This window comes from Mycobacterium sp. ST-F2 (assembly GCF_001905655.1).
Classification (GTDB): Bacteria; Actinomycetota; Actinomycetes; order Mycobacteriales; family Mycobacteriaceae; genus Mycobacterium.
This window is the reverse complement of the sequence record NZ_JMHT01000034.1, coordinates 19031-36073: the sequence shown is the minus strand read 5'-3', so window position 1 is coordinate 36073 and position 17043 is coordinate 19031. Positions and strand designations below refer to the sequence as shown.

16 protein-coding genes are annotated in these 17043 nt (G+C 66.3%); 13 read left to right on the top strand and 3 right to left on the bottom strand.

What is annotated here, in order from left to right; translation table 11 throughout:
* The first annotated feature begins 72 nt into the window (after window positions 1–72).
* On the top strand, window positions 73–1164 hold the full coding sequence (locus tag EB75_RS14130; protein ID WP_073696046.1) for a methyltransferase: 1092 nt from the start codon (window positions 73–75) through the stop codon (window positions 1162–1164).
* 3 nt (window positions 1165–1167) lie between these two features.
* Here the strand turns inward: EB75_RS14130 and fadD17 are convergent, their stop codons facing one another.
* The 3 genes from fadD17 to EB75_RS14115 are packed head-to-tail and all read right to left on the bottom strand — an operon-like array spanning window position 1168 to window position 5026.
* The gene (gene fadD17 / locus EB75_RS14125) at window positions 1168–2718 is read right to left on the bottom strand and encodes a long-chain-fatty-acid--CoA ligase FadD17 (protein WP_073696008.1); all 1551 of its coding nucleotides are present in this window, start codon (window positions 2716–2718) and stop codon (window positions 1168–1170) included.
* Between the two features lie 9 nt (window positions 2719–2727).
* Window positions 2728–3828 carry an acyl-CoA dehydrogenase family protein gene (locus EB75_RS14120; RefSeq protein ID WP_073696007.1) on the bottom strand — a complete coding sequence of 367 codons (1101 nt, stop codon included), beginning with the start codon at window positions 3826–3828 and terminating at the stop codon, window positions 2728–2730.
* Window positions 3829–3844: 16 nt separating this feature from the next.
* Window positions 3845–5026, bottom strand: coding sequence for an acyl-CoA dehydrogenase family protein (locus EB75_RS14115; RefSeq protein WP_073696006.1), 1182 nt, complete (start codon window positions 5024–5026; stop codon window positions 3845–3847).
* A 200-nt stretch (window positions 5027–5226) separates the two neighbouring features.
* Between EB75_RS14115 and EB75_RS14110 the strand changes: the two genes are divergently transcribed.
* The 12 genes from EB75_RS14110 (at window position 5227) to EB75_RS14055 (ending at window position 17024) form a co-directional block, all read left to right on the top strand.
* The gene (locus EB75_RS14110; protein WP_043398182.1) at window positions 5227–5418 is read left to right on the top strand and encodes a ferredoxin; all 192 of its coding nucleotides are present in this window, start codon (window positions 5227–5229) and stop codon (window positions 5416–5418) included.
* 4 nt (window positions 5419–5422) lie between these two features.
* On the top strand, window positions 5423–6349 hold the full coding sequence (locus EB75_RS14105) for a 3-oxoacyl-ACP reductase (protein WP_168176041.1): 927 nt from the start codon (window positions 5423–5425) through the stop codon (window positions 6347–6349).
* Window positions 6350–6624: 275 nt separating this feature from the next.
* Window positions 6625–7389, top strand: coding sequence for an MlaE family ABC transporter permease (locus tag EB75_RS14100; protein ID WP_029105067.1), 765 nt, complete (start codon window positions 6625–6627; stop codon window positions 7387–7389).
* A gap of 7 nt (window positions 7390–7396) precedes the next feature.
* Window positions 7397–8239, top strand: coding sequence for an MlaE family ABC transporter permease (locus EB75_RS14095; protein ID WP_073696005.1), 843 nt, complete (start codon window positions 7397–7399; stop codon window positions 8237–8239).
* A 13-nt stretch (window positions 8240–8252) separates the two neighbouring features.
* Window positions 8253–9455, top strand: a complete 1203-nt coding sequence (locus EB75_RS14090; RefSeq protein WP_073696004.1) for an MCE family protein — start codon at window positions 8253–8255, stop codon at window positions 9453–9455.
* Between the two features lie 25 nt (window positions 9456–9480).
* A complete protein-coding gene (locus EB75_RS14085; RefSeq protein WP_071285621.1) occupies window positions 9481–10515 on the top strand; it encodes an MCE family protein in 1035 nt (344 codons plus the stop codon).
* On the top strand, window positions 10508–11563 hold the full coding sequence (locus tag EB75_RS14080; protein WP_071285619.1) for an MCE family protein: 1056 nt from the start codon (window positions 10508–10510) through the stop codon (window positions 11561–11563). Before EB75_RS14085 ends, EB75_RS14080 begins: the two co-directional genes overlap by 8 nt.
* Window positions 11563–12984: an MCE family protein gene (locus EB75_RS14075; RefSeq protein WP_073696003.1), complete on the top strand. Its 1422-nt coding sequence runs from the start codon at window positions 11563–11565 to the stop codon at window positions 12982–12984. The genes EB75_RS14080 and EB75_RS14075 overlap by 1 nt, the downstream gene beginning before the upstream one ends.
* Entirely contained in the window at window positions 12984–14153 is a 1170-nt protein-coding gene (locus EB75_RS14070) for an MCE family protein (protein WP_073696002.1), read from the top strand. The genes EB75_RS14075 and EB75_RS14070 overlap by 1 nt, the downstream gene beginning before the upstream one ends.
* Before the next feature lie 2 nt (window positions 14154–14155).
* Window positions 14156–15811 (top strand): MCE family protein, encoded by a 1656-nt coding sequence (locus EB75_RS14065; RefSeq protein WP_071285702.1) that lies wholly within the window; start codon window positions 14156–14158, stop codon window positions 15809–15811.
* A complete protein-coding gene (locus EB75_RS14060) occupies window positions 15811–16536 on the top strand; it encodes an Rv1363c family protein (protein ID WP_071285614.1) in 726 nt (241 codons plus the stop codon). The genes EB75_RS14065 and EB75_RS14060 overlap by 1 nt, the downstream gene beginning before the upstream one ends.
* Complete coding sequence (locus EB75_RS14055) at window positions 16536–17024, top strand: mammalian cell entry protein (protein WP_043984613.1); 489 nt, start codon at window positions 16536–16538, stop codon at window positions 17022–17024. Before EB75_RS14060 ends, EB75_RS14055 begins: the two co-directional genes overlap by 1 nt.
* Window positions 17025–17043 lie beyond the last annotated feature (19 nt).

Below are 17043 nucleotides of genomic sequence, written 5' to 3'. Positions count from 1 at the left end.
CTGTGAGGCGGACCCGGCAGGGCGGATGTCTGCTCTAGCGGCCGGATTAGCTGTGGCATTACTGTGTGGTCCGTGGCAAACGCGCAGAAACCTCCGCCTGGTTGGCTTATCGACGGCATCGGCCGAGTCCGCGACGGATTGAGCCAGTTGCGCCAGGCCGTGGTGCCGGCCAATCTCACCGTGTTCGAGATGGTTCAGGGCGCTTGGCTGACCCAGGCAATGTACGCGGCGTCCAAACTCGGCATCTTCGACATCCTTGCCGGCGGACCAGCCACGCCTGACGACGTCGCCGGTCGGGTGGGCTCCGATCCCGGCGCCACGTTCCGGCTGATGCGGGCGCTGGCCAGCAACTCACTGCTCAAGCAGGAGAGCGGCGGGCGGTTCGCGCTGACCCGCCTCGGCGAGGCCCTGCGGTCTGACGCGCCCGGATCCATGGCGCCCATGCTGCAGTTCGTCGGCCACCCGAAGCACTGGGAGGACTGGGGACAACTGCTGTATTCGGTGCAGACCGGCAAGACGGCACTGGAGATGCTCCGCGGTATGGCGCCCTTCGATTACATCGAGAGCGAACCCGAGCTGGCCGAGGTGTTCAACAACGCCATGACCGGGCTGTCGGACATGGTGATCGAAACCCTGTTGCCCGCTTACGATTTCCGGAAGTTCAGCACCATCGTCGACGTCGGTGGCGGGCATGGCAAGCTGCTGGCCGCGGTACTGCAACAGGCGACCACGGCACGCGGTGTGCTCTTCGACCTGCCGTCGGTGGTCGCGGGTGCCGGCCCGGTTTTGGATGCCTCTGGCGTTGCCGACCGCATCACCGTCACCGGTGGTTCGTTCTTCGATTCGGTCCCCGAAGGTGCCGACGCCTACCTGCTGAAGACGATCATCCACGACTGGGACGAGGACAGCGCCCTGGCGATCCTGCGGAACATCCGGAAGGCGATGGCCCCGCACGGCACCGTGGTGCTGATCGAGATGGTCCTGCCCGAAGGCATGCCGTATCACCCCGGGATGCTCCTGGACCTGGAGATGCTGGTGACGGCGGGTGGCCAGGAACGCACGGCCTCGCAGTACGCAGAACTGTTGCGGCAGGCCGGCCTTCGGCAATCCCGGGTGGTGCCGACGGCCGGGCCCATGTCGCTCGTCGAGGCCGTCCCGGCCTGAAAGTCAGCGCGCGATCGCGAAAACCGGGTCCGCGCAGTCGGTGCCCTCAGCGGATAACTGCCGCTTGATGACCTTGAAGGTCTCGGTCCGCGGAAGGGTCGTGGCGACGCGGATGAACCGGGGCCACTGCTTGGGGCCCAGGTCCTCTTGGGCGGCCAGGAAGGCGCTGAAGTCGTCCGCGGAGAACTCCGCGTGGTCGAGGAGTACGAGTGCCGACATCACCTGGTCGCCGACGGCGGGATCGGGTATCGCGTAGACGGCCGCCTCGACGACGTCGGGGTGCCGCAGCAGTACCTGTTCGATGGGCGCGGTGCCGAGGTTCTCGCCGTCGACCCGCATCCAATCACCAAGGCGCCCAGCGAAATAGATGAACCCTGCTTCGTCCCGGTAGGCCAGGTCGCCGGTGTGGTAGATGCCGCCGGCCATGCGTTCGGCCTCGGCCCCCTCGTTGTTGTAGTAGCCGCGGAACCAGCCCCGGCCGGTCGGGTTCACGATTTCGCCGACGACGCCCGGCGGGCACGGCAGGCCGGTCTCCACGTCGACGATGGCCACCTCGTCGGTCAGCGGCCCGAGCGCGCCGGCCGGGGTGTCCGGGGTGCGGGCGATCGCGACACCGCCCTCGGTGGAGCCGAAACCGTCGACGACGATGACGCCGAAACGCTGTGCGAACCGGTTCAGGTCACGCGGGGCGCCCTCGTTGCCGTACATGAACTTCAGGGGATTGTCGGTGTCGTCCGGCCGGGCCGGCGTGGCCAGAATGTACGACAGCGGCTTGCCGACATAGTTGGCGTAGGTGGCGCCGTAGCGGCGCACGTCCGGGAGGAATCCGGAGGCGGAGAACTTGCGGCGCAACGCAATCGACCCCTGCGCCGCCAGCGCCACCGCCCAGCCGGCCATCACCGCGTTGGAATGGAACAGCGGCATGGACAGGTAGAACGTGTCGTTGCGCCCGAGGCCGAAACGATCGGCCAGCATCTGGCCCGGGAACGCCACCTTGTCGTGGGTGACCCGGACGGCCTTGGGATCACCGCTGGTGCCCGAGGTGAAGATCAGCATGAACAGGTCGTCGGGATCGACGTCCGTGAATTGCACCGGCGTGCCGGCGAACCCGGCGAGTTCGGTTGCCCACGAGGTGGATTCGACGTCGATGACGTCGATGCGCGCGGCCTCGAGGCCGGCCGGGACCAGGTCGGGATTGTCGGCGAGCACCAACTGGCAGTCGGAGCGCTCGGCGTCGCCGACCAGCGCCGCTCCGCGGCGGGTGGGGTTGAGGCCGACCGGAACCAGCCCCGCCAGCGCGGCGGCCACCAGCAGCGACGAGAAGAACGTCGTATTGCTCAGCAGCACACCGATGTGCGGCGGTTTGGCCGGGTCCAGCCGGGCCTTCAACGCCGCGGCCAACTGCACGCCCGCGGCGATGTGGTCGGCCCAGCTGATCAGATCAGCCGGGCCGACCGGTGAATCGTCCGGCGCCGTGGTGCAGTCGTACAACCCGCGGTCGGTGACGTCGACGAGCGGGCGCAGCAGGTCGCTGACGGTGGGCCGGGAGGACATCAGTCGAATCTAGACGGGCGTCTCGGCGAGTTCGCGCCCGATCTGCAGCAGCTGCCCGGTGGCCCCGCCGACCGCGAACTCGGTCTGCTTGGCAGCCAGGAAGTAGCGGTGTACCGGGTGATCCATGTCGATGCCGACGCCACCGTGCACGTGCACCGCGGTGTGCGCCACCCGGTGTCCGGCCTCGGCGGCCCAGAACGCCGCAGTGTTCACGTCGACCTCGGCGGGGAGGCCCTCGGCCACGCGCCAGGAGGCCTGGGTCAGCGTCAGGCGCAGCGCCTTGACGTCGATGTAGCCGTCGGCCAACCGGGACGACACGGCCTGGAAGCTGCCGATGGGGCGGTCGAACTGCTCGCGCTCGCGGGCGTACAACGCGGTGAGCTCCAGCGCGCGCTCCACCACGCCGAGCTGGAATGCGGTGCGGCCCAGGGCATTGTGCAGCTGCAGCCAGGCGAGCACCTCGGCGCCGCCGACGACGCGGTCAGCGGCGACGGACACGCCCTGCAGATCCAGGTGCGCGACGCTGCCGTGTCCGGTGGTGTCCAGCGACGTGACGGTGACGCCCGCATCGGCCGCGGCGACCAGGAAAACCTTGACGCCGGAATCGCTTTCGGCAGGCACCAGGAAGGCATCGGCGACCGGGCCGTAGGCGACCTGGGTGCGGGTGCCGGTGAGCTTGTAGCCGGTCTCATCGCTGCCGGTTGCCTGCACCGGGCCCTGACCCATCTCACCGTCGAGCGCCGGCACGACGATCTTGCTGCCGGCGACGGCCGGGGCGGCCCACTCGGATTGCAGTTCGGCCGAGCCGAATTCGGCGATGGCGCCGGCGGCCAGGATGGTCGACTCGAGGTACGGCACCGCCGCGAGCTGACGGCCGAGCGCCACGAGCACGGCGGACTGCTCCAGCGGACCGAAACCACCGCCTCCCACCGACTCCGGTGCGGTGGTGGACAGGATGTCGGAATCGATCAGCTTGTCCCACAGCTCACGGTCGAACCGTTCGTCGAGCTTGTCCAGCTCCTTCTGGCGTTCCGGGGTCACCACCGATTCGGTGATGGACCGGACCAGGCCGCCGAGGTCCTCAGATGCTTCGGTTGTCTTGAAGTCCATTTCTCGCCGCTCTCTCTTAGCGATTCACTCGGGGCAGGCCGAGCGCGACCATGCCGATGATGTCGCGCTGAATCTCGTTGGTGCCGCCGCCGAAGGTCAGGATCAGGCAGGACCGGTGCCAGCGCTCGATCCGGCCGCGCAGCAGCGCACCCGGGGTGTCGCGGCGCAGGGTCGCCGAGGTGCCGAGCACCTCCATGAGCAGCCGGTAGGCCTCGGTGGCCAGTTCGGTGCCGTAGACCTTGGCCGCCGAGGCGTCGGCGGGGGAGGGCGCGGAGTCGGTGGCCGAGGCGAGCTCCCAGTTGATCAGCTTCAGCACTTCGGCCTTGGCGTGCACCCGGGCCAGGTTCAGCTGCACCCACTCGGAGTCGATCAGGCGCTTGCCGTGGTGGTCTTTGGTGTTCTGGGCCCATTCCCGAACCCCGTCCAGTGCGACGAAGATCGGCTGCGCCGACACCAGCGCCACGCGCTCGTGGTTGAGCTGGTTGGTGACCAGTTTCCAGCCGCCGTGCTCCTCGCCGACCAGGCTGGAGGTCGGGACGCGGACGTCCTGGTAGTAGGTGGCACTGGTGTCCACACCGGACATGGTGTGCACCGGCGTCCAGGAGAAGCCCTCGGCGGTGGTCGGCACGATCAGCATCGAGATGCCGCGGTGCTTCTTGGCCTCGGGGTTGGTGCGGGCCGCCAGCCAGACGTAGTCGGCGTAGGCGATCAGCGACGTCCACATCTTCTGGCCGTTGATGACGTAGTCGTCACCGTCGCGGACCGCGGTGGTGCGCAGCGACGCCAGGTCGGTGCCGGCGCCGGGCTCGCTGTAGCCGATGGAGAAGTGCAGCTGGCCCGCGGCGATCTTGGGCAGGAAGAACTTCTTCTGCTCCTCGGTGCCGAAGTGCATGATCGTCGGTGCCACGGAGTTGATGGTCAGGAACGGCACCGGGACGTTGGCGATGGCGGCCTCGTCGTTGAAGATCAGGCCGTCCATCGGCGGCCGGGCCTGGCCGCCGTACTCCTTGGGCCAGCTCAGCGTCAGCCAGCCGTCCTTGCCCATCTGCTCGACGGTCTCGCGGTAGACGTTGCCGCGTCCCATCTCGCCGTCGTTGGACGCCAGCGCCTCGGCGCGCTCCGGGGTCATGAGCTTGGAGAAGTACGAGCGCAGTTCGCGCCGCAGCTCCTCCTGCTCGGGCGTGTAGCCGATCCGCATCGAACTCATCCTTTATCAGTTGAATTGGGTTGGGTCTGTGGTCCGTTGTCACGTTGCCGGGGCGGCTTTCGTCGACCCGTGCCTATTCAAACTTGTAACACGTTCTAGTCTTGGGGTCCAGAGCGTGCCACACTGGCATCGCCATGGTGGGGTCGTTATGTTGGCCTCACTGTCGAAATCCGGGCTCTCAGGAGGGTGTCATGCGGGTTGAAGTTGATCACGATCGCTGTGAAGGAAACGCGGTTTGCGTGGGAATTGCGCCGGACCTTTTCGATCTCGACGACAACGACTATGCAGTAGTCAAGGCCGATCCGGTGCCTGCCGACCAGGAAGAACTCGCCGAGCAGTCCATCGCGGAATGCCCCCGCGCCGCCCTTCTCCGCAAAGACTAGAGGTATTCATAAATTGACCAGCCAAATCGACTCCACTGACCTGTCCGGGAAGGTGGCCGTGGTCACCGGTGCCGCCGCGGGGCTCGGCCGCGCCGAGGCCATCGGCCTGGCGCAGGCCGGCGCCACCGTCGTGGTGAACGACATGGCCGGCGCGCTCGACAAGTCGGACGTGCTCGCCGAGATCGAGGCCGCCGGCTCCAAAGGTGTTGCGGTGGCGGGCGACATCAGCGCCCGCAGCACCGCCGACGAGCTCGTCGCCACGGCGGACAGCCTGGGCGGGCTCGCCATCGTGGTCAACAACGCGGGCATCACCCGCGACAAGATGCTGTTCAACATGACCGACGAGGACTGGGACGCGGTCATCGCGGTCCACCTGCGCGGCCACTTCCTGCTGACCCGCAACGCCGCGACCTACTGGCGCGCCAAGGCCAAGGAGTCGGCCGACGGCAAGGTCTACGGCCGGATCGTCAACACCTCGTCCGAGGCCGGCCTGGCCGGTCCGGTGGGGCAGGCGAACTACGGTGCCGCCAAGGCCGGCATCACGGCCCTGACCCTGACCGCGGCCCGCGGTCTGGAGCGCTACGGCGTTCGCGCCAACGCGATCGCGCCGCGGGCTCGTACCGCGATGACGGCCGATGTCTTTGGTGCGGCTCCTGGTGAAGGAGAGGTCGACCCGCTGTCGCCGGAACACGTTGTGAAGTTGGTGCGTTTCCTTTCCTCGCCCGCGTCGGAAAACGTGAATGGCCAGCTCTTCATCGTTTATGGTCCGACTGTGACCCTGGTAGCAGCCCCGACCGTGGAGAGCCACTTCACAGCGTCGTCCGCTGAGTGGGACATGACACAACTGAGTGCCACGTTGCGCGGATATTTTGCTGACCGCGATCCGGAGCGGAATTTCTCGGCGACTGCCCTGATGGAGTCGAGGGACTGAACGTCCCGGATCGAGTGCTGACGCGGCGTAGAAAGCGCCGCGTCGGCACTAGAACTTGTTTCAGTGACGGCAACGTCAAAATATACTCTGAGCTGCGATTATATGTCGTTTCCCAGTGATTTTGCTGTTCTTTTGCCAGTGCGAACATGTTCTAGCTACTATGCGCCGGCTCACAAGAGCCATGCATTACAACGTGGTGATCAGGCCGCTGTGGAAGAGGGAAACCCCACTCTTCGCCGTGACTGCTCAGCCCGGACCGAGAATGGAGTCGAAGGTTGATCGAACAGCTTGCGGCTCCGGCCCGGGCCGTCGGCGGGTTCTTCGAAATGGCCCTCGACACATTCACAAAGATGTGGCGTCGCCCTTTTCAATTCCGGGAGTTCTTCGAACAAACCTGGATGATCGCCCGCGTATCGCTCGTGCCGACCCTGCTCGTCGCCATTCCGTTCACCGTGCTGGTCGCCTTCACGCTGAACATCCTGCTGCGTGAGATCGGCGCCGCCGACCTCTCCGGCGCCGGCACCGCATTCGGCACGGTCACCCAGCTGGGCCCCGTCGTCACCGTGCTGGTGGTCGCCGGCGCGGGTGCCACCGCAATCTGCGCCGACCTGGGCGCCCGCACCATCCGCGAAGAGATCGACGCGATGCGCGTGCTCGGCATCGACCCGATCCAGCGGCTGGTCGTGCCCCGCGTCCTCGCGTCGACCTTTGTCGCCGTGCTGCTGAACAACCTGGTGTGCGCCATCGGCATCTCGGGCGGCTACGTCTTCTCCGTCTTCCTGCAGGGCGTCAACCCGGGTTCGTTCATCAACGGCCTGACGGTGCTGACGGGCCTGGGCGAGCTGATGCTCGCCGAGATCAAGGCCGTGTTGTTCGGCCTGCTCGCCGGCATGGTCGGCTGCTACCGCGGCCTCACCGTCAAGGGCGGCCCCAAGGGCGTCGGCATCGCGGTGAACGAGACCGTGGTCTACGCCTTCATCTGTCTGTTCGTCATCAACGTGATCATGACCGCCATCGGCGTCCGAGTACTGGTGAGGTGATTCGGCCATGAGCTACGACGCAACCCTCAGATTCAAACGAATGTTCCGGGCCGTGCCCGCCGTCTTCGACGGCATCGGTGAGCAGGCGCTGTTCTACGGGGAGTCCTTCCGGTACATCCCCAACGCGCTTACCCGCTACCGCCGCGAGACCATCCGGCTGATCGCCGAGATGACCATGGGCACCGGCGCGCTGGTGATGATCGGCGGCACCGTCGGCGTCGCGGCGTTCATGACGCTCGCCTCCGGTGGCGTCATCGCGGTCCAGGGTTACTCGTCGCTGGGCAACATCGGTATCGAGGCGCTGACGGGCTTCCTGTCCGCGTTCCTCAACGTCCGCATCGTCGCGCCGATCATCGCGGGTATCGCGCTGGCCGCCACGATCGGGGCCGGCTGTACCGCGCAGCTGGGCGCCATGCGCGTGGCCGAGGAGATCGACGCCGTCGAATCGATGGCGGTGCACTCGGTGTCCTACCTGGTGTCCACCCGGATCATCGCGGGCCTGATCGCCGTCATCCCGCTGTACGCACTCGCCGTCCTGGCGTCGTTCTTCGCAGCGCGGGCCGCCACGGTGTACATCAACGGCCAGTCGGCCGGCCTCTACGACCACTACTTCAGCACCTTCATGGTGCCCACTGACCTGCTGTGGTCATTCCTGCAGGCCATCGTCATGTCCGTCGCGGTGATGCTGGTGCACACCTACTACGGCTACAACGCCAGTGGCGGACCCGTCGGCGTGGGCATCGCCGTCGGTCAGGCCGTGCGGACCTCGCTGATCGTGGTCGTCACGATCGTCCTGCTCATCTCCCTGGCCGTGTACGGCGCGTCCGGCAACTTCAACCTCTCCGGATAGGGGGTGCACGACGATGTCTTCCGGCGGTCCTAAACGCAGCCATGTGAGGCTCGCGGCAGCGGTGCTGATCAGCATCATGCTGGCCGCCGTGGTGTTCACCTACTTGTCGTACACCGCGGCCTTCACCCCCACCGACACCGTCTCGGTCATGGCGCCCCGCGCCGGCCTGGTCATGGATCCCGATGCCAAGGTCAAGTACCGCGGCATCCAGGTCGGCAAGGTCGAGACCATCGAGTACGCCGGCGACCAGGCGAAGCTGAATCTGGCGGTCCTGAGCGACCAGATGCGCTACATCCCGTCGAACGCCCGCGTCCGGCTCGGCAGCACGACGGTGTTCGGCGCCAAGTCGGTCGAGTTCCTCCCGCCCGAGCATCCGTCGAAGGAAGCGATGCGGCCCGGCGCGCAGGTGCAGGCCAAGGACGTCCAGCTGGAGATGAACACCGTCTTCCAGACCCTGACGGACCTGCTCGACAAGATCGACCCCGTCAACCTGAACGCCACGGTGACCGCGCTCGGCGAAGGCCTGCGGGGCCACGGCGACGACGCCGGTGCCGCGGCGGCCGGGCTGAGCAAGTACCTCGAGTACTTCAACCCCAAGCTGCCGACCCTGCAGCAGGACTTCAAGGACACCGCGACCGTCGCCGGCATCTACGGTGACGCCGCGCCCGACCTGGCCAAGATTCTGGACAACGCGCCGACCGTCAGCAAGACGCTGACCGACGAGCAGAACGACCTGAACGCGGCGCTGCTGGCATCCACCGGGTTCGCCAACAATGCCTACGCGACCATCTCGCCGGCCGCCGACGACTACATCGCCGCCATCCAGCGGCTGCGGGCCCCGCTCAAGGTCCTGGGTGACTACTCACCGGAATTTCCCTGCCTCATCCAGGGCTTGTCGAAGGCCGTGGACCGCTACGGCCCCGTGTTCGGTGGCGTCAAGCCGGGCCTGTTCGTCTCTTCGAACTTCTTCCCCGGCGCGCCCAACTACACCTACCCCGAGAGCTTGCCGATGGTGAACGCCTCCGGTGGCCCGAACTGTCGTGGCCTTCCGGACGTCCCGTCCAAGCAGTTCGGCGGTTCGTGGTACCACACGCCGTTCCTGGTGACCGACAACGCCTACATCCCGTTCCAGCCGAACACCGAGTTGCAGTTCGACGCGCCCTCGACGCTGCAGTTCCTGTTCTCCGGTGCCTACGCAGAGAGGGACCGCTACTGATGTCCGCGAGTGAGTGGGGCCGCCCATGAGACACAGGCGCGAAATGATCAACGTCACGGTGTTCACCGTCGTGATGTTGCTGGTCGCCGCCGGTCTGGTCGTCGTGTTCGGCCAGTTCCGGTTCGCCTCGTCGAACACCTATCACGCCAACTTCACCGACGCGTCCCGGCTCAAGGCCGGTGAGGACGTCCGCATCGCGGGCGTGCAGGTTGGTTCGGTCAAGAGCGTCAAGCTCAAGAACGACAACACCGTCGACGTCAAGTTCACTCTGAACGACCGCTATCAGCTGTACAGCTCGAGTCGCGCCGTCATCCGCTACCAGAACCTGGTCGGCGACCGGTACATGGAGATCACCTCCGGTCCCGGCGAGCTGCGCAAGCTGCCGGCCGGCGGCACCGTCGTCCTCGCCAACACCCAGCCGGCGCTCGACCTCGACGCCCTGCTCGGTGGTCTGCGCCCGGTCGTCAAGGGCCTGGATGGCAAGAAGGTCAACGAAATCACCGCCGCCATGATCGAGGCCCTGCAGGGGCAGGGGGGCGCGCTCTCGGACCTGTTGTCCAACACCGGTTCGTTCAGCCAGACCCTGGCCGACCGTGACCAGCTGATCGGCGACACGATCACCAACCTCAACACGGTGCTCGCCACGGTCGACTCCAAGGGGTCGCAGTTCAACACCAGCATCGACCAGCTCCAGCAGCTGATCACCGGCCTGGCAGAGGGACGCGACCCGATCGCCGGTGCCATCGGCCCGCTGGCCTCGGCCGAGAACGACCTGACCGAGATGCTGCAGAAGTCACGGCGCCCGGTGCAGGGCGTCATCGAGAACGCCCGCCCGTTCGCGCAGCGCATGTATGAGCGCCGTGCTGAAGTGAACCCGGTCATCGAGAACCTCGCCGAGAACTACCTGCGGCTCAACGCCCTGGGCGCGTACGGCGCGTTCTTCAACATCTACTACTGCTCGGTCAAGATCAAGATGAGCGGCCCGGCGGGCAGCGACCTGATCGTGCCGTTCGGTGGTCCGGCGGATCCGTCGAAGGGCAGGTGCTCCGAAAATGGCTAAGCCGGAAAAGGATCCGGTCCGCACCGGCATACTCGGCGTCTTCATCGTGACGTGCCTCGTACTGATCTCGTTCGGGTACACCGGACTGCCGTTCTATCCGCAGGGCAAGAACTACTCGGCGTTCTTCAGTGATGCCGGTGGCATCACGCCGGGCAGCGACGTCCGGGTCTCGGGCATCAAGGTCGGCAAGGTGGGCACCGTGGAGCTCGCCGGTACGGCCGCGAAGGTGAACTTCACCGTCGACCGCCAGATCCGGGTCGGCGACCAGTCGCTGGTGTCGATCAAGACCGACACGGTGCTGGGTCAGAAGTCTCTCTGGGTGACCCCGAAGGGTACGAAAGAATCGACGGTTATCCCGTTGGGCCGCACCACGACTCCGTACACGATCAACACCGCACTGCAGGATCTCGGGCAGAACACCAGTGAGCTGGACAAGCCGCAGATGGAGCAGGCGCTCAAGGTGCTGACCGACACGTTGCACGACGCGACGCCGCAACTTCGTGGCGCGCTCGACGGGGTGGCTTCCCTGTCGCGGAGCCTCAACAAGCGCGACCAGGCGCTCGAACAACTTCTGGGCCACGCCAAGAAGGTGTCGGACACGTTGGCGCAGCGCGCCGACCAGGTGAACAAGCTGGTGATCGACGGCAATCAGCTGTTCGCCGCACTGGATGAACGGCGCCAGTCCCTGAGCACGCTGATCTCCGGTATCCGTGGTGTCTCGCAACAGCTTTCCGGGTTCGTCGCCGACAACAAGCGGGAGTTCGGTCCGGCCCTCAAGCAGCTGAACCTGGTGCTGGACGAACTGCTGAAGCGCAAGGAGCACATCAGCGAGGCGCTCAAGCGGTTGCCGGGTTACGCCACCGCGCTGGGTGAGGTGGTCGGTAACGGCCCGGGCTTCAACATCAACCTGTACGGTCTGCCGCCGGCGACGATGTCGGAAGTGTTGCTCGACACGTACTTCCAGCCGGGCAAGCTGCCTGCCAGCCTCGGCGACATGCTGAAGGGCTACATCTCTGAACGGATCGTCGTGAGGCCGAAGTCGCCATGATGAAGAACATGAAGTCGCGCGGCGCAATCGTCGCCCTCGTAGTCGTACTGGTGGTTGTCGTCGCCGGTGGCGCCTACCTGCTGTGGCCGTCGCGTGGCGGCCACAAGGTCGTGGCCTACTTCACCAATGCCGTCGGCCTGTACGCCGGCGACGATGTGCGGGTGGTCGGGGTACCGGTCGGCACCATCGATTCGGTTGAGCCGCAACCCAATTCGGTCAAGGTCTCCATGACGGTGAAGGACGGCGTGAAGATCCCGGCGGATGCCCGGGCGATCATCATCTCGCCGAACCTGGTGGCCGCCCGGTTCGTGCAGTTCACCCCGGCCTACGACGGTGGTGCGGCGCTGGCCAACGGCGCCGAGGTGCCGCTGAGCCGGACCGGTGTCCCAGTCGAGTGGGACGACGTCAAGAAGCAGCTGACGCAGCTCAGCGCGCAGCTCGGTCCGCAGGACGGCGCGCCCCAGGGTCCGCTGGGTGCGTTCATCAACCAGGCCGCCGACACCCTCGACGGCAAGGGTGACTCGTTCCGCAGCGCATTGCGTGAGTTGTCGCAAACCGCTGGGCGCCTTGGGGATTCGCGTGGCGACCTCTTCGGCACCATCAAGAACCTGCAGATTCTGGTCAACGCGCTGTCGAACAGCAACGAGCAGATCGTGCAGTTCACCGACCACGTCGCGTCGGTCTCGCAGGTGCTCGCGGAGAGCTCGGCTGGTCTGGACCAGACCCTCGGCGCGCTCAACCGGGCGCTGGGCGACGTCAAGAGCCTGCTGAAGGACAACAACACGGCCCTGATCGACCAGGTTGGCAAACTGGCCGAATTCACCCAGGTGCTGACCGACAACAGCGACAACATCGAGCAGATTCTGCACGTCACGCCGAACGGTCTGGCCAACTTCTACAACATCTACAACCCAGCGCAGGGCTCCCTGGACGGTCTGCTGTCACTGCCGAACTTCTCCAACCCCGTGCAGTTCCTGTGCGGCGGTAACTTCGACGTCGGCGCCACCCCGGACAACTACAAACGGTCGGAGATCTGCCGTCAGCGCATGGGCCCCGTGCTGCGCCGTATTGCGATGAACTACCCACCGGTCCTGTTCCACCCGATCAACAGCATCACGGCGTACAAGGGCCAGGTCATCTACGACACCCCGCAGACCGAAGCCAAGGCGCAGACCCCGGTGCCGTACCTGCAGTGGAATGCCGCACCGGGAGTCATCCCGCCGAAGGTCCAGCCGGATGGGACGCTCAGCGACCTGATCCTGCCGCCGCCGGCCGTTCCGGGCCAGATTTCGCCGGCCACGCCGCCGGTGGGGCCGGGTTCGACGCCGCTGAACGGTTCCGGCCCGCTGCCCGGACCCGCCCCTGCGCCCGCAGCTCCGGCGGGTGCACCGCTGCCCGCTGAAGCCGGAGGTGGCAACTGATGAAGGCGGTCGCAAAGGTCCTCGCACTCGGATCGAGTGCCGTGGTGCTCGCCGGTTGCCAGTTCGGTGGCCTGAACTCGCTGGACATGCCGGGCACTCAGGGCCACGGCGCCGGTTCGTACCAGATCACCGTGCAGCTGCCCGACGTCGCGACGTTGCCGCAGAACTCGCCGGTGATGGTCCACGACGTCACCGTCGGCAGCGTGTCGGGCCTGGACGCGGTCCAGCGCCCCGACGGCACGTTCTATGCCGCGGTCAAGCTGTCGATCAACGGTGACGTGAAGCTGCCGGCGAACGCCAGGGCGAAGGTCGCCCAGACGTCGCTGCTGGGTTCGCAGCACGTGCAGCTGTCGGAACCGGTCGGGGAGGCTCCGGAAGGCCGGCTCAAGCCGGGCTCGGAGATTCCGCTGGCGCACACCGGCCGGTACCCGACCACCGAAGAGGTGCTGTCGTCGCTGGGCCTGGTGGTGAACAAGGGCAATCTCGGTGCGCTGCAGGACATCACCGACGAGGCCTATGCCGCCGTCGCGGGGCGGGCCGGGCAGTTCGCCGACTTCATCCCGCGACTGGGGGAGTTGGCCGCGTCGCTGGACAAGCAGACCACCGACATCATCGGGGCCATGGACGGGCTGAACCGCTTCGCCTCGATCCTGGCCAAGAGCAAGGACGGCCTGGGCCGCACGCTGGAAACGCTGCCCGGTGCGATCAAGGTCCTCAACGACAACCGCAAGAACATCGTCGATGCATTCACGGCGCTGCGGAAGCTCGCGGTGGTCGGTGCCAAGGTCATCGCCGCAACCAAGGATGACTTCGCGGCGGACTTCAAGGACCTCTTCCCGGTCATCAAAGCGCTCAACGACAACGCCGACGACTTCATCCACGACCAGGATCTGATGGCGACGTTCCCGTTCTCCAGCAAGTACTTCCGCAACGCGGTGCGCGGTGACTACCTGAACGTCTACGTGACGTTCGATCTGACGCTGCGCCGCCTGGGGGAAACCGTCTTCCCCACCTCGGGGGCATTCGACCCGAACATGAGGCACCTGGACGAAGTGGTCAACCCGCCGGACTTCCTGTTGGGTGCACTGGCGAACCTGTCCGGACAGGCCGCCGATCCGTTCCAGATTCCAGCAGGCACAGCGACGCAACATGGAGGGGTGAAGCCGTAATGTTGTTGACCCGTCTTGCGCGTTTCCAGCTGGCGATCTTCGGCGTCGTCACCGTCATCTGCCTAGCGCTGATCACGACGTCGTACCTGCACCTGCCGGCCGCTGTCGGCCTCGGTGTCTACAACGTGGACGCCAAGTTCGTCGTCGGTGGCGGCATCTACCAGAACGCCAACGTCACCTACCGCGGCGTGACGGTCGGCCGCGTGACGAACGTCGGCCTGACTGACAACGGCGTGACGGCGCGGATGCGACTGAACACCGACACCCCGGTGCCGGACAACGTGACCGCCACGGTCAAGAGCGTGTCCGCGATCGGTGAGCAGTACATCGATCTGGTGCCGCCCGCCAACGTCTCGAAGAACATGCTCAAGAACGGCGCCACCATCGGCGTCGACCGGACCGCGGTCGGGCAGGACATCGTGGACCTGCTCAACCAGGCCCAAAGTCTGGTCAGCAGCATCAGCAACACCCGCTTGCAGGACCTGTTGCGGGAGTCGTTCAAGGCGTTCAACGGGTCGGGTCCGGAGCTGTCGCGCATGATCCAGTCGTCGCGACTGCTGGTTGACGAGGCCAACGCCAATACCAATGAGATCAACAAGCTGCTCGATCAGGCCGGCCCGCTGCTCAAGGCGCAGATCCGCGCCGGTGCCGATCTCAAGACCATGGCCAGCAGCCTCGCGACGCTGACCGGCGAAGCCGCCCAGGCCGACCCGCAGATTCGGTCGGTGCTCAAGACCGTCCCGGGCGCCGTCGACACCGTCAACGAGACGTTCGACGGCATCCGGCCGACGTTCCCGGTGCTGGCGGCCAACCTCGCCAACTTCGGCCGGATCGGCGTGATCTACCACAAGTCGATCGAGCAAGCGCTGGTCATCTTCCCGGCGCTGATCGCGGCACTGCTGACGGACGCCGGCCAGTTGCCCATCGACGAAGGCGGCAAGCTGGACTTCAAGATCAGCCTCGGCCAGCCGCCGTGCGTGACGGGCTTCATCCCGGCGCCGGAGATCCGCACGCCGGCTGACACCACCGTGCGCGATCTGCCGAATGACTTGTACTGCAAGACCGCGCAGAGCGACCCGAGCACTGTGCGCGGTGCCCGCAACTACCCGTGCATGGAGTACCCGGGCAAGCGCGCACCCACGGTCCAGCTCTGTCGTGACCCCCGCGGTTACGTGCCGATCGGCAGCAACCCGTGGCGCGGTCCACCAGTGCCGTACGACACCCCGGTCACCGACCCGCGGAACATCACGCCACCGAACCGGTTCCCCATGATTCCGCCGGGTGCCGACTACGACCCGGGTCCGCCCTCGGTGCAGCTGCCGCCGGGCGTGCCCGCCGGGCCGGGACCTGCGCCCAACGCGCCGTTCCCGCTGCCGTACCCGCCGAGCGATCCGGGTCCGCAGCCGCTGCCCTGGCCGTTCTTCGCGCCGCCGGATCAGGTGACTCCGCCGTACGCGATCAACAACCCGCCGGCGCCCGGCCCCGAGGGCCAGCCGCAGGCTAGCGGGCCGAAGGGGCCGCAGAGCACGACGTACGATGCGAATACCGGGGTCTTCGCTGACCCTGCCGGCGGTACGGGAGTGTTCAACGCCGGCTCGAGTAACGGCGACGCAGGCGAGTCCTGGGTCGACCTGATGAAGGATCCAAGGCAGGTTTAATGAGTGACGAACCGGCTGCGACGGACGAGACGTCGAAGCCGCCGGTGACCCGTGCGCGTCGGCGGGCCTCACGGCCCGCCGGCACCGCCGGTTCAGCAGAGGCAACAGTGCTCGACGTGGCGGTACCGTCGACCGCGAGCAAGACATCATCAACCGAATCGGTGACCTCCAAGGCGCGGCCCGCGATCCAGGTACCGCGCCGCCAACCGCACCGGTCGCTGGTCATGACCATCGGCCTGGCGGTCGTCGCCGTGCTGGTGGCGGCCCTGGCCGGCGGCACCTGGTTCCTCCGCCACGGCAACGGACAGATCGAGGCGACGCAGGACCGTGATCAGCGGTTCGTGGACACCGCGAAGCAGACCGTGGTCAACATGTTCAGTTACACGCAGAACACCGTCGACGAGAGCGTGAACCGCTTCGTCAATGGCATCGGCCCCGGCCCGCTGCGCGACATGATGAACCAGAGCAACAACGCCGACAACCTGAAGTACCTGTTCAAGCAGACGCAGGCCAACTCGGAGGCGGTCATCACCGCGGCGGCACTGGAGAGTATCGACAACACCTCCAACATCGCGAAGGTGCTCGTGACGGTCCGCGTGACACTGTCCGACATGAACGGGGTGAACCAGCCGTCGACGCCGTACCGGCAGCGGGTGTTCATCCGCGAGGACGACAGCGGACACATGGCGGCCTACGACATCAAGTACCCGGACGGAGGCAACTGATGAACCGGTTGCTGGTGGCGCTCGGCGCCCTGCTGGCGGTCGCCGTGGTGGCGCTCGGGGCGCTCGGCGGCTCGGCGTTCTGGAACCACGTGGAGCTCTCCGGCGAACAGGCGACGGCCGACGAGTTGCCCAGCCTGGCCAGGTCCCAAATCCCACAGATCCTCGGCTACGAGTACAGCAGCGTGCAGCGTTCCACGACGCAGGCACTGACGCTGATGACGCCGGCGTTCCGCAAGCGGTACGAGGAACTGACGGCCAAGAACAACATCTTCAACGACGCGGTGAAGCGCAAGCTGATCAGCCAGGTGAATGTGGTTGGCGCGGGCATGATCTCGTCGCACCGCGACTCGGGCACGGTCCTCGCGTTCGTGAACCGGGTCATCACCGATGAGCGCAAGCAGCCCAACTACGAGGGCAGCCGGCTGAAGGTCGACTACCGCAAGATCGACGGCAAGTGGCTGATCGACGAAATGACGCCGATCTTCTAGTACCCCAACATGATTCAGG